Origin of the sequence: Dolichospermum sp. LEGE 00246, assembly GCF_015207865.1 — a bacterium.
GTDB classification, from domain to species: Bacteria; Cyanobacteriota; Cyanobacteriia; order Cyanobacteriales; family Nostocaceae; genus Dolichospermum; species Dolichospermum heterosporum.
On record NZ_JADEWA010000011.1, the window covers coordinates 1 to 23306 of the forward strand.

The 23306-nt window shown below is 39.5% G+C and carries 20 protein-coding genes; 14 read left to right on the plus strand and 6 right to left on the minus strand.

Annotated elements, in window-relative coordinates:
* Positions 1-237 precede the first annotated feature (237 nt).
* On the minus strand, positions 238-747 hold the full coding sequence (locus IQ228_RS01525; protein WP_027403762.1) for a DUF29 family protein: 510 nt from the start codon (positions 745-747) through the stop codon (positions 238-240).
* Between the two features lie 209 nt (positions 748-956).
* Here IQ228_RS01525 and recQ point away from each other — a divergent pair, with 209 nt between their 5' ends.
* Positions 957-3146 (plus strand): DNA helicase RecQ, encoded by a 2190-nt coding sequence (recQ, locus tag IQ228_RS01530; RefSeq protein WP_193962006.1) that lies wholly within the window; start codon positions 957-959, stop codon positions 3144-3146.
* Positions 3147-3407: 261 nt separating this feature from the next.
* On the opposite strand, the gene IQ228_RS01535 is transcribed toward recQ, so the two are convergent.
* Positions 3408-3644: a hypothetical protein gene (locus IQ228_RS01535; RefSeq protein WP_193962007.1), complete on the minus strand. Its 237-nt coding sequence runs from the start codon at positions 3642-3644 to the stop codon at positions 3408-3410.
* Between the two features lie 352 nt (positions 3645-3996).
* Here IQ228_RS01535 and IQ228_RS01540 point away from each other — a divergent pair, with 352 nt between their 5' ends.
* The 9 genes from IQ228_RS01540 (at position 3997) to IQ228_RS01580 (ending at position 14060) form a co-directional block, all read left to right on the plus strand.
* Entirely contained in the window at positions 3997-5961 is a 1965-nt protein-coding gene (locus IQ228_RS01540) for a long-chain fatty acid--CoA ligase (RefSeq protein WP_027403759.1), read from the plus strand.
* A 91-nt stretch (positions 5962-6052) separates the two neighbouring features.
* On the plus strand, positions 6053-6502 hold the full coding sequence (locus IQ228_RS01545) for a YlqD family protein (RefSeq protein WP_027403758.1): 450 nt from the start codon (positions 6053-6055) through the stop codon (positions 6500-6502).
* A gap of 673 nt (positions 6503-7175) precedes the next feature.
* Positions 7176-7952, plus strand: coding sequence for an HpsJ family protein (locus IQ228_RS01550; protein WP_193962008.1), 777 nt, complete (start codon positions 7176-7178; stop codon positions 7950-7952).
* Positions 7953-7965: 13 nt separating this feature from the next.
* Positions 7966-9576: an archaeosortase/exosortase family protein gene (locus IQ228_RS01555; protein ID WP_193962009.1), complete on the plus strand. Its 1611-nt coding sequence runs from the start codon at positions 7966-7968 to the stop codon at positions 9574-9576.
* A 417-nt stretch (positions 9577-9993) separates the two neighbouring features.
* A complete protein-coding gene (locus tag IQ228_RS01560; RefSeq protein ID WP_193962010.1) occupies positions 9994-11331 on the plus strand; it encodes a dihydrolipoamide acetyltransferase family protein in 1338 nt (445 codons plus the stop codon).
* 126 nt (positions 11332-11457) lie between these two features.
* Positions 11458-11775 carry a thioredoxin gene (trxA, locus tag IQ228_RS01565; protein WP_193962011.1) on the plus strand — a complete coding sequence of 106 codons (318 nt, stop codon included), beginning with the start codon at positions 11458-11460 and terminating at the stop codon, positions 11773-11775.
* Positions 11776-12544: 769 nt separating this feature from the next.
* Positions 12545-13240 carry a 3-oxoacyl-ACP reductase FabG gene (gene fabG / locus IQ228_RS01570; protein WP_027403753.1) on the plus strand — a complete coding sequence of 232 codons (696 nt, stop codon included), beginning with the start codon at positions 12545-12547 and terminating at the stop codon, positions 13238-13240.
* A gap of 385 nt (positions 13241-13625) precedes the next feature.
* Positions 13626-13832: a type II toxin-antitoxin system HicB family antitoxin gene (locus tag IQ228_RS01575; RefSeq protein ID WP_027403752.1), complete on the plus strand. Its 207-nt coding sequence runs from the start codon at positions 13626-13628 to the stop codon at positions 13830-13832.
* A 102-nt stretch (positions 13833-13934) separates the two neighbouring features.
* On the plus strand, positions 13935-14060 hold the full coding sequence (locus tag IQ228_RS01580; RefSeq protein ID WP_236630619.1) for a type II toxin-antitoxin system HicA family toxin: 126 nt from the start codon (positions 13935-13937) through the stop codon (positions 14058-14060).
* Between the two features lie 90 nt (positions 14061-14150).
* On the opposite strand, the gene IQ228_RS01585 is transcribed toward IQ228_RS01580, so the two are convergent.
* A complete protein-coding gene (locus tag IQ228_RS01585) occupies positions 14151-14585 on the minus strand; it encodes a DUF29 family protein (RefSeq protein ID WP_027403751.1) in 435 nt (144 codons plus the stop codon).
* Between the two features lie 304 nt (positions 14586-14889).
* Here IQ228_RS01585 and IQ228_RS01590 point away from each other — a divergent pair, with 304 nt between their 5' ends.
* On the plus strand, positions 14890-15204 hold the full coding sequence (locus IQ228_RS01590; RefSeq protein WP_193962012.1) for a hypothetical protein: 315 nt from the start codon (positions 14890-14892) through the stop codon (positions 15202-15204).
* A gap of 101 nt (positions 15205-15305) precedes the next feature.
* Here the strand turns inward: IQ228_RS01590 and IQ228_RS01595 are convergent, their stop codons facing one another.
* Complete coding sequence (locus IQ228_RS01595) at positions 15306-16160, minus strand: M28 family peptidase (RefSeq protein ID WP_193962013.1); 855 nt, start codon at positions 16158-16160, stop codon at positions 15306-15308.
* 257 nt (positions 16161-16417) lie between these two features.
* On the opposite strand from IQ228_RS01595, the gene dnaK reads away from it, so the two are divergent.
* From dnaK to IQ228_RS01610, 3 genes are all read left to right on the plus strand, one after another.
* Complete coding sequence (dnaK, locus tag IQ228_RS01600; protein WP_027403749.1) at positions 16418-18472, plus strand: molecular chaperone DnaK; 2055 nt, start codon at positions 16418-16420, stop codon at positions 18470-18472.
* A gap of 149 nt (positions 18473-18621) precedes the next feature.
* Entirely contained in the window at positions 18622-19614 is a 993-nt protein-coding gene (locus IQ228_RS01605; RefSeq protein ID WP_027403748.1) for a DnaJ C-terminal domain-containing protein, read from the plus strand.
* A 131-nt stretch (positions 19615-19745) separates the two neighbouring features.
* On the plus strand, positions 19746-20654 hold the full coding sequence (locus IQ228_RS01610; RefSeq protein WP_193962014.1) for a Uma2 family endonuclease: 909 nt from the start codon (positions 19746-19748) through the stop codon (positions 20652-20654).
* Between the two features lie 161 nt (positions 20655-20815).
* On the opposite strand, the gene IQ228_RS01615 is transcribed toward IQ228_RS01610, so the two are convergent.
* Complete coding sequence (locus IQ228_RS01615; RefSeq protein ID WP_027403746.1) at positions 20816-22297, minus strand: DNA phosphorothioation system restriction enzyme; 1482 nt, start codon at positions 22295-22297, stop codon at positions 20816-20818.
* A gap of 259 nt (positions 22298-22556) precedes the next feature.
* Entirely contained in the window at positions 22557-23162 is a 606-nt protein-coding gene (gene lexA, locus IQ228_RS01620; protein ID WP_027403745.1) for a transcriptional repressor LexA, read from the minus strand.
* Positions 23163-23306: the final 144 nt, after the last annotated feature.

Below are 23306 nucleotides of genomic sequence, written 5' to 3' on the forward strand. Positions count from 1 at the left end.
AAACCTGGGTAATTATTAAAACTAGCTTACCTAGTTTATGACAAAAAATATCCAACAAACACAATCTACCAGAACTAACGCAAAAACTCCCTAAAACTCTTCTTCCTTCGCTACCTTCGCTCCTTCGTGGTTTGTTCATCTAATATCTTATCATCACGAAGACAACAAAAGCATATATCTACGCCAAGTTGGTCATTCATTACTTCATTATCTTCAACCAACTTAGTTTTGCCCAAACTACTCAAACCAATCTTCACCTCCTGGTAATTGTGATAAATAATTATCAATCATCTTTGCTAACTCTTTAGGTTGATATTCATAAGTTAACAACAAAAGATTTTCAGCAAAATCAATTAATTCTTTTTCTTGTAATCTTTGAGAAACCTGACTCGGTTTTAACGTACCGCCAAAAATCTCCGCACTAGCTGGACGAATTGCCATTTCTACAGCTTCTGCTAAATATTCACCCCATTCATCAGATTTAATATAATAGGATTTTTGATTATCTTTAATATTCAACTTGGCAATTTGAATCACAGAATCAGAAATAGAAGCAATCCAAGAATTAGTTAAACGCTGTTCAATTTGATTTTTAATCAGATGAATAACCAACCTCACTAAAAAAGCTTCTATTTTTCGCAAAGTTCCCTGTTTGCTTATCTCCTCCAAATCATCAAGAATTTCCAAGGCATCATCATAACGCCCTTCTAATATAGTTTGTCTTAACTCCATTAATTCTTGCGTCATAGTTATTTCCTATAATTAGTAATTGGTGATAAAACTCTCATCCTCTGTTCATCCTCAAATCCTGATATGACTATACCACGCTACCCTCTCAGACAATTTCCCTCCATCTTGTGTCTATAATTATAACTACTATCCCTCTACCAATTCCCCAACGTGCGTTAAAATTCTAATATATTCATCACGACTCAGACACGCAACAGCCATCTACCATGCTTCAGTACCCAGACCTAGAAAAATCTTTAAAACATCATTTTGGTTATGATCAATTTCGCCCTGGACAACGGCAAATTATCGAAGATGCCTTACAAAATCGTGATTTAATGGTAATCATGCCCACAGGTGGGGGTAAATCTCTGTGCTTTCAATTACCGGCACTTTTAAAACCCGGTTTAACAGTGGTAGTCTCACCCTTGATAGCTTTAATGCAAGATCAAGTAGAAGCACTGCGAACTAATAACATTTCTGCCACATTTCTCAATAGTAGTCTCAACGCCTATAAAGTTCGCTCCCGTGAAGAAGCGATCATGAATGGTAAAATAAAATTGCTTTATGTCGCCCCAGAACGCCTTATTAGTGACCGATTTCTCCCCCTTTTAGACGTAGTTAAGGAAAAAGTGGGGATTTCCACCTTTGCCATTGATGAAGCCCATTGTGTCTCAGAATGGGGACATGATTTCCGCCCAGAATATCGGCAATTAAGATTACTCCGCAAACGTTATCCTGATGTGCCTACAGTTGCCCTCACCGCTACCGCTACAGATAGAGTCAGGGCTGATATTATTGAACAATTAGGATTAAAACAACCAAGTATTCATATTGCTAGTTTTAACCGCCAAAATCTTTATTATGAAGTCCGGGCTAAGAGTAACCGCGCTTACGCCGAATTATTAGAAATAGTTAGAGAAAATGAAGGTTCAGGAATTATTTATTGTTTAACTCGCAAAAAAGTTGATGAAATAACTTTAAAACTCCAAAATGATAAGATTTCTGTTTTGCCTTATCATGCTGGTTTAAGTGATGATGAAAGATCAAAAAATCAAACTCGGTTTATTCGGGATGATGTGCGAGTAATGGTAGCCACCGTTGCCTTTGGTATGGGCATTAATAAACCTGATGTGCGGTTTGTGGTGCATTCCGATTTACCCCGAAATCTAGAGAGTTACTATCAAGAATCAGGGCGAGCCGGTAGAGATGATGAACCTTCTAAATGTACATTATTTTTCAATTATGGTGATATTAAAACTATAGAATGGAGTATTAATCAAAAAACCGATCCTCAAGAACAATTAATAGCTAAACAGCAACTAAGACAGGTAATTGATTATGCGGAAGGGACAGATTGTAGACGCACAATTCAATTAAGTTATTTTGGGGAAAGATTTCCCGGAAATTGCGGAAATTGTGATAATTGTCTTTATCCCAAACCTGTCCAAGATTGGACAATTGAAGCCATGAAATTTTTATCTTGTGTGGCTAGGTGTAAAGAAAGATTTGGAATGCTGCATATTATTGATGTTTTGCGAGGTGGAAAAAATCAGAGAATTATTGTTAATAAACATGATCAACTTTCTACCTATGGAATTGGCAAAGATAAAACAGTAGATGAATGGCGAATGTTATGTAGATCCTTATTACATCAAGGATTAATAGAACAAACGGCTGATGGTTATTCAGTTTTAAAACTAAATGCTTTAAGCTGGGAAGTCATGCGAAAACAACGCACAGTTTCCATTGCTGTTCCTACAGTCAAAAAGATGACTTGGGAAGAGGGAAGTGGCAAATCCGCAGATGTGGAAGTTCTCATGCAAAAATTGCGATCGCTTCGTAAACAACTCGCAGACGAACAAGCCGTGCCACCCTACGTTATCTTCCATGATTCTACCTTAAAATTAATGGCACAAAGCCAACCCAAAACCTTAGATGAATTTGGCAATCTCTCCGGCGTTGGTAGCCATAAATTATCTCAGTATGGCGAAAGGTTCTTAGCAGAAATTCAGACTTATTGCCAACAACAAGGTTTGCCAGAAAAAACTATTAATCGAGTTAGTTCATCACCTTATTCTCACTCACCATCTGGCACAGAATTAACTACATTAGAGTTATATAACCAAGGATTGAGTATTGAAGAAATCGCCCAAAAACGCAATATTCGCCCCACGACAATTATCCGTCATCTCTCAGATTTAATTGAGAAAAAACAATCTTTAGACTTAAGTAAATTAGTCCCCCTAGAACGCCAAAAGAAAATATGGAATGTCTTAGAAGTTGTTGGTGATATTTCACTCACGCCTATTCGGGAAAATTTAGGTGAAAGCTACAGTTTTGATGAAATTCGTTTAGTTAGAGCAAAATGGCGACGGGAAAAACAGAAATCTCCTAAAGATGATATTGACTTTTAGTTTTTAGCCGATAAAGCCAAAGATAGCAGCTTAGGTAAAACCAAACAAATAGCCGCATTTAATAGTGTTAAAAATATACCATCTATTAAATTCATAAATAACTCCTTTTTATAACTACTGATGATCGAAACATCTTTATTTTGCAACTTTGAATTTTTAAATAGAAATCCAGTAGGGGCGCAGGGCCTGCGCCCAAGTGCAGGAAATACAGGGAATACGCCCAAATGCAGGGAATACAGGGAATACGCGCTAACACTCTCCTTAATTAGGAGAACATTGATTACAAAAACGCGGGCTAAATTTACAAAATTGACTACCAGTTAATGCGTAGGCTGTACAGTAGGGAAAACTAGTTATTCCCATTTTGGCGGGTTGGCAATCAGATACAATAGAAAATGGTTGAGATTCTTGAGGTTTACGAGCCAAAATTATAGACAGCAGCTTGGGTAAAGCTAAACAAGCCCCCGCATTGATGACAGTGAGAAATAATACATCCATCAAATCTATAGGGAATTACTCCCCGACGAAATTACATAGGAACAGTTTGGTTAGTCTTAAAATATATGGAAATGTAGTAAGACCTAACCATAGTATTTAGTTTATATAAAATCAGTTTAGCATAGATTTTTATAGATGGAAAGGTAATAATTCAGTAATTGTTATCAATTAATGTGTAAACTAAATATTAAATAGCGTTATTAAGAGAACCCCACAAAAAAGATAATCCAATCTTGTGGGACGGGCATCTTGCACATCCTTGTATTATTAGCAGGTAAGATGCCCGCACCACAAGAAATTTTGGGATATTATTTGAATTGGAAGTCTCTAATTGAATTTAACAGTAGCATTTATGACAAAAAAACAATCTGCAACTTCTTTCTTCAATAACATTTCTGCACAAGAAAGTCTAGCATTACAGAGTTCCGTAGATTACACAAATGTTGAGTTATTACCAGAAATTTGGACTCTAGCGGCAAAGAAATTTGATAATATTATTGCTCTACATAATCCTCACTCTAAACCAGAAGTAAAAATTACCTATGGTCAGTTGTCAGAGCAAATTCAACTATTTGCGGCTGGTTTGCAAGCGCTAGGTATCAATACCCACCATAGCGAAACTCTTCCCTATGGTGAACGGATTTCCCTGATTGCTGATAATAGTCCTCGCTGGTTTATTGCCGATCAAGGTATTATGACTGCTGGAGCGGTAAATGCAGTCCGTAGCGCCCAAGCAGACCCAGAAGAACTACTTTATATTATTTCCCACAGTGGTAGTACAGCCTTGGTAGTTGAGGATATCAAAACTCTCAATAAATTAGGGTCAGGACTCGATGAATTACCGATTAAACTCGTAGTTCTGCTTTCTGATGAAACACCACCCACAGAATTTAATTTCCCAGTGGTGAACTTTACCCGGTTATTAGAAATTGGTAGCAATAACACCATAGTAGCAACTAAGCACACTGGTGAAACATTAGCGACCCTAATTTATACCTCTGGAACTACGGGAAAACCCAAGGGTGTGATGCTATCTCACAAAAATTTACTGCACCAAGTTAAAAGTTTAAGGGCAGTAGTACAACCGGAAAAAGGAGATATTGTCCTGAGTATTTTGCCCACATGGCATAGTTATGAACGCAGTGGTGAGTATTTTCTACTTTCTCAAGGCTGTACCCAAATTTACACTAATTTGCGGTCTGTCAAAAATGATTTGAAGAAATTCAAACCCAATTATATGATTGCTGTTCCTCGTTTATGGGAATCAATTTATGAAGGAGTGCAAAAACAATTCCGCGAACAACCAGCTAAAAAACAAAGTTTGGTCAAATTTTTACTGGATATGAGCCAGAAATATGTTGAAGCGCGGCGTATTTCCCAGGGATTGAGCTTAAATCACATTCACACCTCACTTGTTGAACGTTCCCAAGCTAAAATAGCAGAATTAGTCTTGTTGCCACTCCATATACTAGGCGAAAAATTAGTTTATGCCAAAGTGCGAGAAGCCACAGGTGGAAAAATTAAGCACGTTATTAGTGGTGGTGGGGCGCTACCTGCATATATAGATAACTTTTTTGAAATTGTTGGTGTGGAAATTTTACAAGGTTATGGTTTGACAGAAACCTCACCAGTAACTAATGCTCGTCGTCCTTGGCGAAATTTACGGGGTTCTTCGGGGCAACCAATTCCGGGTACGGAAGTAAAAATTGTCAATCCTGAGACTCGGCAACCTCTACCAGTCGGAGAACGGGGTTTAGTGCTGCTCAAAGGTCCACAAATCATGCAGGGATATTATCAAAATCCCGAAGCTACAAACAAAGCTATAGATGCAGAAGGTTGGTTTGACAGTGGTGATTTAGGGTGGGTGACACCTGAAAATGACCTAGTATTAACAGGTAGAGCAAAAGACACCATTGTTTTAACCAACGGGGAAAATATTGAACCACAGCCTATAGAAGATGCTTGTTTGCGATCGCCCTATATTGACCAAATTATGTTAGTAGGACAAGATCAACGTAGCATTGGCGCTCTGATTGTTCCTAACCTAGAAGCATTAGCCGCATGGAACCAATCTCAAAATCATACCGAAAAGATTGACTTAGAGAGTAGAATAGTCCAGGATTTGTTTCGTCAAGAATTAAATCGGGAAGTCCAAAACCGTCCCAGCTATCGAGCCGATGATCGTATTGGAGCATTTAAACTCATTGAGGAACAATTCTCAATTGAAAATGGACTCATGACACAAACTCTGAAAATCCGTCGTCACGTTGTCATGGAACGATATTGCGATATTATTGACAAGATGTTTGCTAAATAATTTCCTAATTTCCCCCTAAATCTTGGGCGGGGAACCCCCTACTGACTCCTCTCCACACTACAAACTATTTAAGAGTGAACGTACAAATTTTATGGATGTCTCCAACCCTCAATTGCTTTTAAAACGCCCAATTAATGTCAAAGCCATAGTTACTAGTCTCTGGAAAGAGGAAGTACAACAGCAACTCCAAGCTCAGATTAATCAAGTTGACCAACAACTACAACAACTAGACGTTGAAGGACAAAGAGCAATTAGTGCCATTCAAAAGCAAAGTGTTCAACCACCAGGACCCCAAACACTCCAACAAATTGACAATATTCAACTGCAAGTCAATCAAAAGAAAAGTGAACTCCTAGAGCAGAAAAACCAAATGCTGCAAAACCTCCAGCAAGTACAATTGTTGGAATTAGATCAAGAAGTCAACCAATTTCAAATGGAAAGCTTTTTCCGCATCGAACCAGGTGATAACTTGATTAGTAAAATGCAGGTAGAAGTTGTCCTGCGTGATGGCATTGTTGAAGAAATTCGCGGAGATATCTAAACAACTTAATCCTCGACTTCTTGGAGAAGTCGGGGATATTTCTTGAAGCAGGGGAAGCGATCGCTTGTTTGATAAATAAATGACTATATTGAATCTCTAAAAGATAAATATTACTAATAATAGCTAAAAACCGAAATTTTTGACACACTACCCAATTTATAATCAATTAGATAGTTTGGCTTTGTTCCTGCTAATTAATCTTATAGGGCTTACGCATTGACAAAGGTTTCTAAATATGTAATGTAGATTTTATCTCTTGTAGGGTGCGTCAGACCCAATAATTTGGTAAAAAACAGATTTCCTCTATCTGACGCACCCTACTCAATAAGTGCGTCAGACCCAATAATTTGGTAAAAAGCAGATTTCCTCTATCTGACGTGGTTGGTGAGCTTGCCGAACCACACCCTACTCAATAAGTTATTCCCAAAGCCGAAAACGACGCAATTTCGTTCATTAATATGATCGTAAGTTTGTACAGTGCATAAGTCCTATCTTACTATCAAGTTTTCGACTATTTTTCAACAAAGTTACATCAGCCTACCGATACCGCTATAACGGTTATCTTTAATTTCTAATACAATTTAGGGCGTATCACCTACGCTACTACAAAATTTATAATTTACTGACTCTATTTCACTCAAGTGCATACCGCTATATACCGTAAACAAACATCATGAACATGAAGAACATTAGAAAAAGCATTAATTTCTTCTTTTTCTCTTTAGTCAGGAATTTTATCAAATTTTTCCGTCGGGTTAAATTAATAGGAATCTCATTTAAGAGTAGTGATCTGACTGGTCTATTACCAATCATCGGTTATGCTCTTGTGATTATGTCATTCATAGACTTTATCTATGTTGCTTCCCAGTTTCAACTGCAAAACTTTGAAAGTCAACTTAATTCCATTAGAGCATTCACTGAACACAGTTGGGTTTTTTTGATTGGTTTGGGGTTTATTTTTACTCGTTATTTTAGTGAAAATCAATATGACATCCGCTTTCCAGAAATTATTTTTCAAAAAATTATTCGCTGGATAATCCTATTGATGGGAGTCGCATTTTTCCTGTCAATTCCCCTGGTTTTTGTAAATACAGGACGTTTATTAAAATCAGTAAATAATCAGATCATCGAACAGCAAAAGAGCAATATTGAACAAATAAGCCAAATCGAGAAGAGTCTAAATTCTGGGGTTAGTACAAAACAACTCAAGCTTTTTGGTAAGAATATCAACCTGAGTCCAAAGGAATTGAATTTACCAGATCCTCAGATCAAAAATGCAATTACACAAAACTTACTCATTGCCAAAAGAAGAATTTCCGAAGCGGCAGACCAAACTAAGCGACAGCAACATAGGAATAGATGGAAAAATAGTTATAGAACAATTATTGCTCTCTTTATTCTTGGTTTTACCTTTGTATTTGTTTGGTTCAAAATAGGCCAGGCTTTTTAGAATGTTACAGATAATGTTAGCAATTAAACGTAAAATGGGAAGATTCAGGAAAGTTAAACTTGATCATACTTTCCTACTCCTATTCATCTTTGGGTTGATTTCTGCAATTAACTTAACACTCTACTCGATATTTGACAAAGATGTTCAAAACTGGTCATACCTGCTATTGCTATATATAGGTATTTTATTTAACATTTACGATAAACGCAATCACATTGCTTTTGTCAGCAAGTTTCCTGCTAATTTCATTGGTTTTTGCCTAGTTATTATTCCTTACATCAAGGCGGGTTTTTTAGTTGAAGCAATCTGGGTTTCCTGGTATTTTATTGTCCTGATAAGTGCTACTGGTTTAGCCTTATTAGCATCAGGATTTCCAGGAATTAAACAATTCCAGAAAGAATTAGCAATTATTTTCATCTTTCCCACTTTCGTCTTTATCTTTATTCGATTATTGTCGGTATTGTCGAGTCGGGTTTCTGTCACACTTATTTCCGCGAAAATAACCTCTTTTGTTTTATGGTACTTGGGATTTGATTCCGTGAATCAGGGGACTATAGTTTATGTTAATGGTGGCGCGATTGATATATATGATGGATGTACTGGGATATCACTCCTGCTCATGCTATTAAGAGTTTCCATCACGCTAGTCATTCTTTTTCCCTTTTTACTGAAAAATATTTATTTGCCTTTTATCCTTTCATTCCTTATTAGTGGGGTTTTTTCCATTGGCCGATTAATAATTATGGCATTGGTGGTGACAGATAAACCTGCATTTCATTATTGGCATGGACATGAAGGTGGTAATATCTTTGCTCTACTGTCGTTCCTATCCTTTGGAACCATAATTTTGTTACTATCACCCGATAATCAAATTCCATTATCACCGTCAAAGGTCACCTCTCGCAAATCCCAGCCAGTGTCCTATGCAAATCTAATCATAGGTATTAGTTTAATCATCATTTTATTTAATTTTTGGTTTTATTACGGCGCGAAGTTAGGTCAAATTGCTACCTATAGTTTTCCCCAGCAAATACCTCTCCCCGGTTGGCAATTAACCTCTAGTGAACCTGTTTCTATACCGCAAAAGGAGCAAAATCTCCCACAACAGACTAGGGATATGGAAGCCGATCAGATGGAAGCAGGAAGCAGGGATGATATCCTATCAGGACAAATTTATCATTACCGAAAAACCGGACAGGATTTAACTGTCAATTTTTACTACATCCCCTCTAGTTCTAGTTTAGGCAATATTCAATATTACTACAATTCGTTGGCTTTTTTGCCAGATTTACCTAAGCTGATAGAGCCTCTGGAAAAGATTAACCCTAAAGGTTATCATTTACAGTTCTCCTCTGGAGGAAAAAACTATTTGACAGCCTGCATTAATTCCATGGGAAAAAGTACAGCGACAGTGAGTCAATTCATTGCCTATTTTTATCGTCCTTACCTTAATCCCTCTCAATGGTTGAATCTCTTCAACGGTAAACAGACTCTCCGTGACAAACGCTGTGTCTGGGGGCAACTCTCCTTGTCCAAAGCTGATGGTAGTGATGCTGAGTTGGAGGCTGTTTGGCAGACTTTATTATCTTATTGGCAGGGTAATTTCCCGAAGTTGAAAAACTAAGTAGGTTGGCGTTGAAAATTGTCGTTATGGCAAGAGGCAAGAGGCAAGAGAGTTTGGGAGTTTGGGAGTTTGGGAGTTTGGGAGATTTTACGTTTCTTTACACAGTTTGGTTTTATTGTGTTCACCTACTTAGACAAAAAGATTTACTCCCATACAAACGCCAAAATAGAGTATTAGGGGGTTGACAAATGATTTTGGATTTGTTATCATGAAACCGATAAGGAAGAACTGTCTTCTTACAAAAATTCATTCAATTCCCCAAAACCGCTGACAATAAAGTAGGCGGTTGTGTTTTGGGCAAAAAAACAGATAGTTCTCATTAATCTGATTTTTCCAAAAAATCACCCACTTGATCACAAAACTGTTAAAATTCGTAGATTGAAGTCCATATATTATTGATTCTGAAACCACCATATCATGAGCATTAACGAAGTATTTATGCCGGCGCTGAGTTCCACCATGACCGAAGGCAAAATTGTCTCCTGGGTCAAGTCGCCGGGAGATAAAGTAGAGAAAGGCGAAACGGTGGTGGTTGTCGAATCAGATAAAGCTGATATGGATGTAGAAACCTTCTATGAAGGATATCTCGCCCATATTATTGTTCCTGCCGGTGAAACCGCACCAGTCGGCGCAGCGATCGCTTACATTGCCGAAACAGAAGCAGAAATAGCCACAGCCAAGTCCCTAGCCAATGCAGATGGCGCTGCTGCCTCCTCGACACCTGCTCCCACACCAGTTGCAGTTGCCGCAGTTGCCTCCCCTGTCACCGCATCTCAAAATGGTTCTAACCATCAACCGGGCAGAGTCGTAGTTTCACCCCGCGCCCGTAAACTAGCCAAAGAACTCAAAGTAGATTTAAATACCCTCACAGGTAGCGGTCCCTACGGTCGCATTGTCGCTGAGGATGTAGAAGTTGCAGTTGGTAAAGTTCAGCCAATTACTACCCCTGTTGTCACTACCGCCCCACTACCAGTACCAGTAGCCGCCCCAGCACCTGTGTCTGTAGCCGCCCCAGTAGCAGCACCAATAGTAGCACCAATAGTAGCACCAATAGTAGCACCAGTAGTTAGTAGTGCTGTTCCCGGTCAAATAGTACCATTCACTACCTTACAAAATGCCGTAGTTCGGGGTATGGTAGCCAGTCTATCCGTACCTGTATTCCGTGTTAGTTACACAATTAGCACCGATGGACTTGATAAACTTTACAAACAAATTAAGTCTAAAGGCGTAACAATGACCGCGCTACTAGCCAAAGCTGTAGCCGTGACATTGCAAAAGCACCCCATCCTCAATGCCAGCTACTCAGACCAAGGAATTGTCAATCATCCTAATATTAACGTTTCCGTCGCCGTAGCCATGGATGATGGTGGTTTAATAACACCCGTTTTGCAAAATGCAGATACAGTTGACATCTACTCTTTATCTCGCAACTGGAAATCCTTAGTAGAACGCGCTAGAGCCAAACAGCTACAACCAGCAGAATACAACAGCGGTACTTTCACCCTCTCCAACTTGGGAATGTTTGGTGTAGATACCTTTGATGCCATTTTACCGCCTGGACAAGGTTCTATCTTAGCCATTGGTGCATCACGTCCTCAGGTAGTAGCCACAGCCGACGGCTTATTTGGTGTCCGTCAACAAATGCAAGTAACTGTTACCTGTGATCATCGCATCATTTATGGTGCTGATGCCGCCGGATTCTTGCAAGACTTAGCAAAATTGATTGAAACCAATCCTCAGTCTTTGACAATGTAAGAGATTAATACCCAGATTCCCGACTTCTTAGAGAAGTTGGGGATCTATAAAAAATATAAACATATACAAATTACAGATTCTAAGAACTAACATTAAAACAAACAATTAATTAAAAACTGGTGTGTTATGACCATTAAAAAAGAATTCAACAGCTTTGAAGAAATGCTATCTGGTTCAGATGTACCCGTATTGGTAGACTTTTATGCTGACTGGTGTGGTCCTTGTCAAATGATGGTGCCAATTTTAGAACAAGTCAACAGTCAATTGAAAGACCGTTTGCGGATTGTCAAGATTGATACAGAAAAGTATACAGAATTAGCCAGCCGATACGGCATTGAGGCTTTACCAACCTTGGTACTATTTAAACAAGGACAGCCTGTAGATAGAATTGAAGGTGTTGTGCAAGCACCACAATTAGTACAACATCTGCAACCTCTTATTTGAACCTTTAACATAAGTAGGTGAACACAATAAAACCAATCTGTGTAAAGAAAAGTAAAATCGCCTAAACCCTCTTCACTCTTGCATGATTGCCTTTTGCCTTGCCATAACGACAATTTTCAACGCCAACCTACTTAGTTACTGTCTTCAATAGACATCTCCGAAAAATATTGTAGAGACGTTCCATGGAACGTCTCTACAAGGGTTTAAAGTCACGCACATTTAATTATCGGAGATGTCTAATTAAGGTTTGCTGAAAAAGTTGTCTGTGAAGGTAGGGCTTTAGCAGTGATTATAGGTGTCAAGTTAACGTTAAACGGGCGGTTAGAAACCGCGTCTACACAGGCAAAACCCACCTGCGTGGGTTTCAATTCTTGATTTTTCCTTAGTCCGCGCAGGCGGTCACTGAGCTTGTCGAAGTGCGGACTTTGTTTGTGTAGCAAGCCCTAATTAGAGATGCCAAATCCCACGTCTCTATGACAGCACTGTGTGTTTCTTCTTTTGCCCCTTTGTGCCTACATCTGCGGGATATCTAAGAGAGATTGCGCGAAACAAAATCATGAAATTGATTCTGGAAAATCCACGCTATCTTGAATAAAGGGCGTTGCTGATTAAGGGTATGAATTTTAGTCTCACGCAAAGGCGCAATCACGCTTCGTGATCTCGAAGAGTAGACGCACTGAGGTTTGAGTTTTAAAGGTTCAATTTGGGAATTTCATACCTCAATTCAGCAACGCCGAATAAAGAATATCCAAGGAGTGCATCTTTAATAATGAAAGGCAAACAAGTTTTACTTACAGGTGGCACAGGGGGACTCGGTTTAGGTGTCACACCCGCAGTTATCGCCCAAGGTGCAGATGTAACTATTCCTTATCGTAATCCTAAAGATGTAGAACGGCTCAAAGGAATTATTTCCCCGGCGGATTTTGCGAGAATTCATTTTATTCCTGCTAATTTGGAAGATGAAGCATCAGTAGAGAAACTGGTCAGCCGCATGACAAAAGTGGATGTGTTAATTCATTTGGTTGGTGGTTTTTCTATGGGAAAAACTCACAAATACAGTTTTGATGATTGGAAACAGCAAATAGATTTAAACTTAAATACAACTTTTTTGACTTGTAAATATAGCCTTGCAAGTATGCTGGAAAATGGCTATGGACGGATTGTGACTGTAGGTTCTCGCGCTGGTGCTGAACCTGCTGCACAGTTAGCAGCTTATTCTGCGGCGAAAGCTGGGGTAATAGCCTTAACAAAAGCGATCGCTCATGAAACCAAAAATACTAATATTACTGCTAATACCATTCTCCCCAGTATCATTGATACTCCCAGTAATAGAGCCGCTATGGGTACAGAAAACGCTGATAAATGGGTAAAACCCGAATCTATCGCCCAAGTTATCTGCTTTTTAGCCTCAGAAGCAGCCAAGGATGTCCGTGGTGCAGTCATTCCCGTTTATGGTAGTTTGTGAAATAAACCACGACTGAGAAAGAGAAAGGTTATGAGAGTGGTAAGCTGTTGTGCATTTAGTTTGTATAATTCTAGCGGGCAAGATGCCCGCACTACAAAGTTCAAGTAAATTATGGTTATCAAATTTAGCTGCGTAACAGCTTATCTGTTTGTTACTCAGCAGGTATCACCTATAATTATTAGACATCTCCAAAAATTAAATATGCGTGACCTCAAGTCACTGTAGAGACGTTCCATGGAACGTCTCTACAATCTTTACGGGAGATGTCTATTAGTTAAAGCGATCGCAATTGACTTTTTTCGAGAATCTGCTGTAATCTTCCATTAAGACTAATAATCGAAATTTTCAAAGCTAAAATACAGGTATTACTTAACTACAACTTAGTATGAAATTCAATGTCACGATTGATCGAGATGAAGATGGTGTCTGGATTATTGAATGTCCTAGTATTCCTGGTTGCATTAGTCAGGGAGCAACAAAAGAAGAGGCTTTAGAGAATATTCAAGATGCAATTTCTGCTTGCTTACAAGTGAGGGCAGAAATGGGGTTGCCATTGACTATTGAAACTAAACAAGTAGAAGTCTTAGTATAGTTATGGCATCAAAATTACCTGTTCTGAGTGGACAAGAAGTAGTTCGTACCTGTTGAAAAGCTGGGCTGGCGATTTGCACGCCAAAGTGCAAGTCATATCATTTTGGTCAAAGAAGGTGAAATGGTAACTTTGTCTGTTCCTGATCATCATGAGGTGGCAAAAGGGACTTTACGTGGACTGATACGAACTGCTGGGTTAACAGTAGAAGAATTTATTGCCGCTGTTTAAATATATGGTATGTATTATTGTCAGTATTGGCGATCGCTACGCTGACCTTCTGAATCGCCTAAGCTCCCATTAGAATCCTTAACACCCAGTTTAAATTTCTAGATTTGTAGAGATTAAAATCATGGCGCGATCGCATATCTCTTGACGGTTGACTAGTTTGGCTAACTCATGGGGTTCATAGCGTCCTTCTTCAACCTCTAAGGAGGCGCGATCAACTGCTTCTGTATAAGCTTCAGAAATTGCTAGGCTTAATTCATCGGTATTGAGGTATGTTCCGCCAGCTTTACGTCGCTGGTTTTTGGTTTGGATACCGCGTATAGAGTTGCGAATTGATAGCTCCCACGATTTCGTAGTGCGATTTTCTGCTTTTTGCTTGATTAGATGCATAAGCAGAATTACTGCATAGCTACGAATGTTGTTGATTTTATCGTCTCTGCTCATTTCTTCTAATTCGTCAACAATTGCCAAAGCTCCAGTCATATCACCTTTAAGTAGTAATTCCCTTAATGTCAAAAGTTCTTCCATATCTTTAGTGATGTGAGAATGGGATATATAGTAGTTATAGCATTAGTTACTATATCCATTAAGATAAGAGCCGATAGCGACGCTGACCTTCGGATAGTATAATCGTAATCTTGAGAAGATGATTGTTAAGGCGATTACTAGGTCGCGCTTCGCAAAAGTTAATAATTGAGAAGCGATCAGGGCATAACAAAACATTGGAGCGGACAATATTGTGATATTTTAGTTTTGAGTTGTAGGTGATTGTTTGCCACTCAATTCAACCGCTAACTGCATTGCTAAGTGATCTCAACTATTACCAGTCGTTATGCAACCAAGAACACCTAGAATACATAATTTGTGTCCTGAAATCTTTCATGAACAGATTGAAGATTTAAGAAAAATTGGGATAGATTTATCTTCAGGCTTAGAGCTTGCTCTGGCTCAATCAGTGATAGTAAACACTCTTGGAGGTGACTTTTGGGCTAAGGAATGCACAACATTTGGTCGTAGACAGGATTTTTTTGCCAACAAAGGTGATGTCCGAATTATTCATCTTGCTCATATGCTTTGGTCTTTAAAAGATCAAGAGGGATTTGCCGAGTTTCTGAAAAACAAAGATAGAAGTTTTGTGGTTGTGTGAAATAGCGATCGCGAAGCACTCCGTAGGAATCTCTTATTGCCGAACGAAGTTTTAATCCTGTTAATCCTTTAATCCTGGATATCCTGATTCAGACAAGAATATTAATTTAAAACCCCCCTAATTCCCTGTTCCAAACCCTCACATACACCCGTGAGAAAATCTAAATCCAAAGTAGCAATAGTATCACTAGGTTTGTGATAATGGGGATTTCGCATAAACGCCGTATCCGTCACCATGATTGCCGGATAACCTTGATCCCAAAAAGGTGCATGATCACTTAAGCGAGTTTGGGGAACTAATAAACCACGATTTGGTGCTGGTAGCCATTGACTAGGTATACCAACTTTGTGAATACTTTTACTTAAACTAATTAAATCACCCAAAGTCTTTAAATTGCCAATTAAAGCTATAAAATCACCACGATTTGGGTAAAATAACTCTAAAGGAAATGGGTATTTTTGAGAACCAGGAGTAGAATCTCGATATCCCAACATTTCCAACGATATCATCAAGCGAAGAGCTTGCTTTTGTTCGCGTAACAAAGCTGCATAATTAGCACTACCTAATAAACCATATTCTTCCATGTCAAAAGCCACCAACCGCAAAGGATATCTCGCGGGTTTTTGGGCGAAACTTCTGGCAAATTCTAATAAAACTGCCACCCCTGTCGCATTATCATCCGCTGCTACTGTACCAGGTACACCATCATAGTGAGCGCCAATTAAAATAGGTGGTAAATCTGCCTTTTGGTTTTTGGCTGAAGCCGGTAAATTTAAAATCAAGTTTTTGCAGCTTTTACCTCTAACTTCAAAGGTGTGGATTTCCACACTTCCCCATTGTGCCAACTGCCGGCGAATGTATCCTTGAACAAAGAAATGACCCGCAGTTGCCATATAGGGATCACGTTCTCTCGCTACTTCCTGAAGATGGTTTTCTAACCGCTGCTTTAAATTCAACTTATTAATGAGAGATTAGTGATTAGTAAATTTTTCGTCTATTTCCTGTTCCCTGTTCCCTGTTCCCTGTTCCCTCTCTTGAAATGCTATTCTAGTTTAGCAAGTAGCACTGCTGTTGCTAAAATGCCTCTAATTCCTGATTTAATAATGATGACTATTATATTATTGGATTGTTGACCTGATTTAGCGCCAAGCTGAAAGCAGTCTTATCATATCATAATAAATTTATAAAACACGCAACAGGAGACGAGTAACGCATGGGCAAGGTAGTTGGCATCGACTTGGGGACAACCAACTCAGTAGTCGCCGTCATGGAGGGTGGCAAGCCGGTGGTGATTGCCAATGCAGAAGGAATGCGAACAACCCCCTCCGTAGTTGGCTTTAGTAAAGAGGGTGAAAGGGTTGTAGGACAAATGGCTAGGCGGCAAACCGTCCTCAATCCCCAAAATACGTTTTTTGCTGTGAAACGCTTCATTGGGCGCAAGTATGGCGAATTAAACCCAGATTCTAAGCGCGTACCTTACACTATCCGTAAAGATGAAGTTGGCAATATTAAAGTTGCCTGTCCTCGGCTGAATAAGGAATTTTCTCCAGAAGAAATTTCAGCTATGGTGCTGAAAAAATTAGCTGATGATGCTAGTCGTTATTTGGGTGAACCTGTTACCGGGGCTGTCATTACTGTTCCGGCTTATTTTAATGATTCCCAACGCCAAGCTACCCGTGACGCGGGCAGAATTGCCGGTTTGGATGTGTTACGGATTCTCAATGAACCCACAGCAGCATCTTTGGCTTACGGATTAGATCGAGGTTACACAGAAACTATTCTCGTGTTTGATTTAGGTGGGGGAACTTTTGATGTGTCCTTGCTGGAAGTAGGTGACGGCGTATTTGAGGTTAAAGCTACTAGTGGAGATACTCAACTTGGTGGCAATGATTTTGACAGAAAAGTAGTTGATTGGTTGGCGGAACAGTTTTTAGAAGCAGAGGGTGTAGACTTAAGACGCGATCGCCAAGCTTTGCAAAGGTTAATGGAAGCCGCAGAAAAGGCTAAAATAGAGCTTTCTGCCGTGAGTGTCACCGATATTAATTTACCCTTCATTACCGCCACAGAGGATGGTCCAAAACACCTGGAAACTCGCCTGACGCGATCGCAATTTGAAGGTTTATGTGTAGACTTATTGAGTAGAATCAGAACACCAGTCAAACGGGCGTTAAAAGATGCCGGGCTTTCTCCTGTAGATATTGAAGAAGTTGTCCTCGTTGGTGGTTCTACGAGAATGCCTATGGTGAAACAGCTAGTGCAAGACTTAATTGGCATTGAACCTAATGAAAACGTCAATCCTGATGAAGTCGTCGCTGTGGGTGCAGCTATTCAGGGCAGTATTCTGGCTGGTGAACTTAAAGATGTTCTCCTCTTAGATGTCACACCCCTATCTATGGGCTTAGAAACCATCGGTGGTGTAATGAAAAAACTCATCCCCCGGAATACAACCATCCCAGTCCGTCGTTCTGATATTTTTTCTACTTCTGAAAATAACCAAAACAGTGTAGAAATTAATGTAGTGCAGGGTGAAAGGGACATGGCTACAGATAACAAGTCCTTGGGACGGTTTAAACTCTATGGTATTCCCCCAGCACCAAGAGGTATTCCTCAAGTTCAAGTATCCTTTGATATTGATGCTAATGGGATTTTGCAGGTAACAGCCCTAGATCGTACCACTGGCCGGGAACAAAGCATTACTATTCAAGGAGCTTCTACTTTGAGTGAGTCAGAAGTTAACCGGATGATTCAGGATGCTCAAAAATATGCTAATGTTGACAGAGAACGGAAAGAGCGAGTTGAAAAACGTACCCGTGCCGAAGCGTTAATATTACAAGCAGAACGGCAACTGCGAGAAGTGGCTTTGGAAATGGGAATGCAATTTGCCCGTAACCGTCGTCAACGCATTGATAATATTTGCCGGAATTTGCGAGAAAGTTTACAAGCTGACGAAGATCGGGGGATTGATCAGGCTTATGCTGATTTACAAGATGCTCTGTATGAACTGAATAGAGAAGTCCGTCAGTATTATGCTGAGGATGAAGATGAGGATTTATTTGGCGCTATCCGGGAAATCTTCGTGGGTGAAAAAGAAAGAGAACCGGAACGGGATGTTTACAGAGATAACTATCGCCAACGAGATTCATCTAACCGAGGTGTTAACAGAGATTATGGCAACCCAGGGCGTTCTCCCAATTATGAAAGTCGTCCCACTCGCAGCAAACGCCCCAGCTACCAGGATAACTGGGATGATGACGATGATTGGCTCTAAGATAATTTTAGATTTTGGATTTTGGATTTTGGATTAACTATCTTCAGTCTAAAATCTAACTTTCAATATTTGCAGTGTCAGTGATAAGTAGAAGCACAACTGACAACTGACAACTGAACAACTGACACCAAACATTTAAATAACAGATTATGCAAAATTTGCAAAATTTTCGGGATTATTACGAGATTTTAGGAGTTTCTAAAGATGCCACAAGCGAAGAAATTAAAAAGGTTTATCGGCGTTTAGCTAGACAATATCACCCTGATCTGAATCCGGGGAATAAGGAAGCTGAGGAGAAATTTAAAACCATTGGGGAGGCTTATGAAATCCTTTCCGATTCTAGCAGGCGATCGCAATATGACCAATTTAGCCGCTATTGGCAACAAAACGGCTTTGCTGGCAATAAACAAACTCCCAAGCCTAAAGGTTGGGATAGCCGCGCTAATGGTCGTTCTAGTCAGGATGTAGACCCCAGCCAATTCAACGATTTTGAAAGTTTTGTCAATCAAGTGATTGGTGTCAGCAACCGTAAAGATCCTAAGAATAGTCCGGGAAGCACCACCACTAGCGACCCCTTTCGCACTCCTAGAACTAAAGTGGCATACACTGTCAATACTCCACCCCGTAGCACTCGCAGGGATATCGAAGCCAGATTAACTTTACCATTGGAAAAAGCTTATCAAGGTGGGAATGAGAGAATAAGGTTAGAGGACGGGCGATCGCTCGAAGTGACTATGCCCCCGGCTATGGTGACAGGACAAACCATCCGCTTACGAAATCAAGGAATTAGTGGTGGTGATTTATACTTAAAAATTACCGTTGATCCTCATCCTTTGTTTAAGCTGGAAGGGGCTAACATTTTCTGTCAAGTCCCCGTAACTCCCAGTGAAGCAACATTGGGCGGACAAGTTGAAGCACCTACCCTTGATGGTCCAGTGAAAATGACCATTCCCCCTGGTGTCAGGTCTGGGCAAAGATTCCGTCTTGGTAATAAAGGCTACCCTGGTGAAAGCGGTCAACGAGGTGATCAACTGGTAGAAATTCAGATAGTAACTCCCAAAAATATTACTCCCCAAGAACGGGAACTTTATGAAAAATTGCGAGAAATAGAAACCTTTAAACCTCGTGCTGATTTAATTTAACAATAAAACAAACTACAGAAGCAACAAAAGAAATTAATTTCTCCACAGATGGCTCAGATGCAGAGTGGGTAGAGAATCTTAGATTCCTGGATCTGTTACCATGAAAATAGATCCTCCACTAACTTGCAGCTATGACCGTCACCCAAAATATTGAACCCGGTTTGGATGTAATATTTCCACCAAGTAATCTAGAAAGTGACGAACCCCCTTTGGAATCATCTTTACATCTACAACAAATGCTACTACTAATCCAATGTCTCAATTGGTGGTGGCGAGATATAAATAAAATTAATGACTATTTTGTTGCTGGGAACATGACTATTTATTACAGTCCTCGGCAAATTAAAACCAAAGATTTTCGTGGTCCAGATTTTTTTCTAGTGCTAGATACAGAAGACCGCGATCGCAATAATTGGGTAGTCTGGGAGGAAGATGGTAAATATCCTAACTTAATTATAGAATTGCTTTCTCCCTCCACTGTTTCCACTGATAAAGGGTTAAAAAAACAAATTTATCAAGATATTTTCCGCACACCTGAATATTTCTGGTTTAATCCGCAAAATTTAGAATTTGCTGGTTTTATCTTGTTTGGTGGAACATATCAACCCATAGAACCTAATCCTCAAGGTTTATTATGGAGTCAGCAGCTAAATTTATATTTGGGTGTCCATGACGGTAAATTGCGTTATTTTCTGCCAGAAGGACAGTTAATGCTAACACCAGAAGAATATGGGGTACAAGCAACCCAACGTGCAGAACAACAAGCCCAACTCACAGAAGAAGCAACCCAACGTGCAGAACAACAAGCCCAACTGACAGAAGAAGCAACCAAACTCGCAGAACAACAGTCCCAACTCGCAGAACAACAAGCTCAACGTGCAGAACAACAAACACAACTCGCAGAACAACAAACACAACTCGCACAAGAAGCAACTAAACTCGCAGAACAACAGGCTCAACGTGCAGAACAACAGGCTCAACGTGCAGAACGTTTAGCTGCCAAACTCAGAGAATTGAATATTGACCCTGACATTTTATGAAATAACACACTTTGCTTTGTGCAGGTTGGGTTGACGCAAGGAAACCCAACATTTAAAATCTTCAATTAATTTGCACAGTTAGCTATCAATTGTCAATTGATAATTTATACTTGGCTAGTTTGGGAAAAGTAGACCTTACTTTTTTGAGTCCATAAAGTCAATTAAATATCCAATAAACCATATCGTTTTTGCAAAGCCAATAACTTCATCCTCGCTTCCCCAGCATTATCAGCTAAATCTGCAAATTCCACAAACCGCCGTAATTCTTTCTTTAATAAATTTCGTTCCACTTCAATAGTTTCTCTATCCAAATCTGGCGGTAACACAATCATATCAAAAATCGTTGCCCGTTCTTTGCCGGGGTGAGGACGCAAAACCCGTCCTCGACGTTGGATAAATTGGCGGGGATTTCCTGAACTTGATAAAATCACTGCGGTTTGAATAGCGGGAATATCCACACCTTCATCTAAACAGCGAATTGCGACTAAACCCTGTAATTCTCCACTTTCAAATTGCCGGCGTAAAGTTTCTCTTTCTTCCAAAGAAGTATTTGCTGTGTAGGTACTGACTTTATAACCTAATTCTCCTCCCAAAAGTTGAGAAACTGCTTTGAGTTGACGCAGAGAATAACGTTGTCCGATTTCTTGAGAACCATCACTACAATAAAATAGTGTGTGAGTAGTTTCTCGACGAGTTGACATTAATTCTTTTAAGGCGATTAATTTATTTTCCGCTGTGCCAATTAATCGCGCCCTTTGCATTAATAATGATTTGATATCTTCGTTGTCTTCAAAATCTCCCGCTTCCCCCATATCTCGATCTCGATAAAGGAGAGAACGCCCAATTTTTTTGGTTAATTTTAAATAAGCGATACTCTCAGTTTCCGTCAATTCTACCAACACCGGATTATAGATATAATGAACTAATGCACCTTGAGAAATTGCATCCTGTAAGCTAAATTCAGGTTGAAGAATATTCCCAAAATAATCTAATAAAGATTCTGTACCATCATCATCAAAATATCTTTCTGGTGTGGCTGATAAACCTAAACGTAACCCCACTTTTCGGGGTAAACTTTCTTCTAACTTTGGTGCGCCTAAATTATGAGCTTCATCACCAATAATTAATGTTTTTGGGGGAAAATATTTAAGTTGGGTTTGAAAACCATCACTAATTAAAGTCGAGTTAGTGGTAATTACCGTGACGAAATCTTGAGAACCAGAACACAGATTATAGATTTGTGTAGAAAGCTGACTTTGCCAACTGCGTAAATTATCAAATGCTAAAATCGGCTGTAAGTTAAATTTCTCACATTCTCTGCCCCATTGGGTAACAAGATGACGATAGGGACACACCACTAACAAGACTTGTAAACCAATTTGCTGGTACAATTCGCAAGCGATCGCTAATGCAGTAATAGTCTTACCACTACCAGTAGCCATTTTTAATGTCCCCCTACCATGATTAGCAAACCAGCTAGTCACCGCCTGGCGTTGATATCCCCGCAATTGCAGAGATAAAGGCATTTTTGGACATCCCGGTAATGATTTATTAATTTGATAACTGCCTTTTTTCTCACCCGCATAAGGTAACTTGAGTTTAAAAGTAGGCAATTTCGGTACTGCATTTCCCGTTAGGTACATAAATTTGCAAATTGGTGATTATCGGTAGGGTTTAGCACTGCTCATTGGTGTCAACTTACAGCGATTTCCAATCATATAAGGTGCATCCTAGCCCCCTCATCGCAAGCGATGAGGGAGTTGGGGGTGGGGTTCTTGTTCCGGGTTTGATGACAATTTGCTGTAAGTTAGAAATGGCTTATCCGTTTGCTATGGGTTTTGAGTTAAGTTGACACCAATGAGCATTGCATTTTACCCCTACAACCTGACAAATGACATCCTCTTAGTTGTAATTACGCCAAATACCCACCAAAGAACCTTGTACCTCTACTTGCATTGCTGATACTTCTATCGGGTGATAATTACGATTTGCAGGTTTAAGGGTGACAAGATCATCATGGCGATAAAATCGTTTTAAAGTTGTTCCATGTCCTTCCACCCTCGCCGCGACGATAGTTCCATTTTTTAATTGATTTGGTTCGGCTACAGGGCGCAAAAATACGACATCACCATCTGCTATTAAATCCTCAATCATACTATCCCCCGCGACTCTTAAGGCATAGCTTTGAGGAGGTAATGATAAATTAGCCAAATCTAAATGTTCCACCGCATCAGTGAACGGTTCAATTAAACCACCAGCGGCAATAGTTCCTAAAATTGGTATACCTTGTTTAACAGGATGAACTATCCGCAAAGTTCTTGCCCTGCCTTCATTCCAGCCAATATAGCCCTTATTGCGTAAATGTTCTAACCGACTTTGAATGGGTGCGGGAGATTTCAAATTCATCCCTTCCATCATTTGGCGAATTGATGGAGAATGTTGATTCAACCTGATATATTCTACCAACCATTCGTATAGTTCTTTTTGGGGTTCTGTGAGACGTTCCATAATTTTTTTGGGAAGTAAATAATAAATGTCCCTAGAACATTGGTACTACAAAATTCTTCCCTTAACAAGTTTTTATTAAAACTTTATGGTAGTTAGTAACTAATAGGGAATAGGGAACAGATAATAATTTCACTAATTACCCAT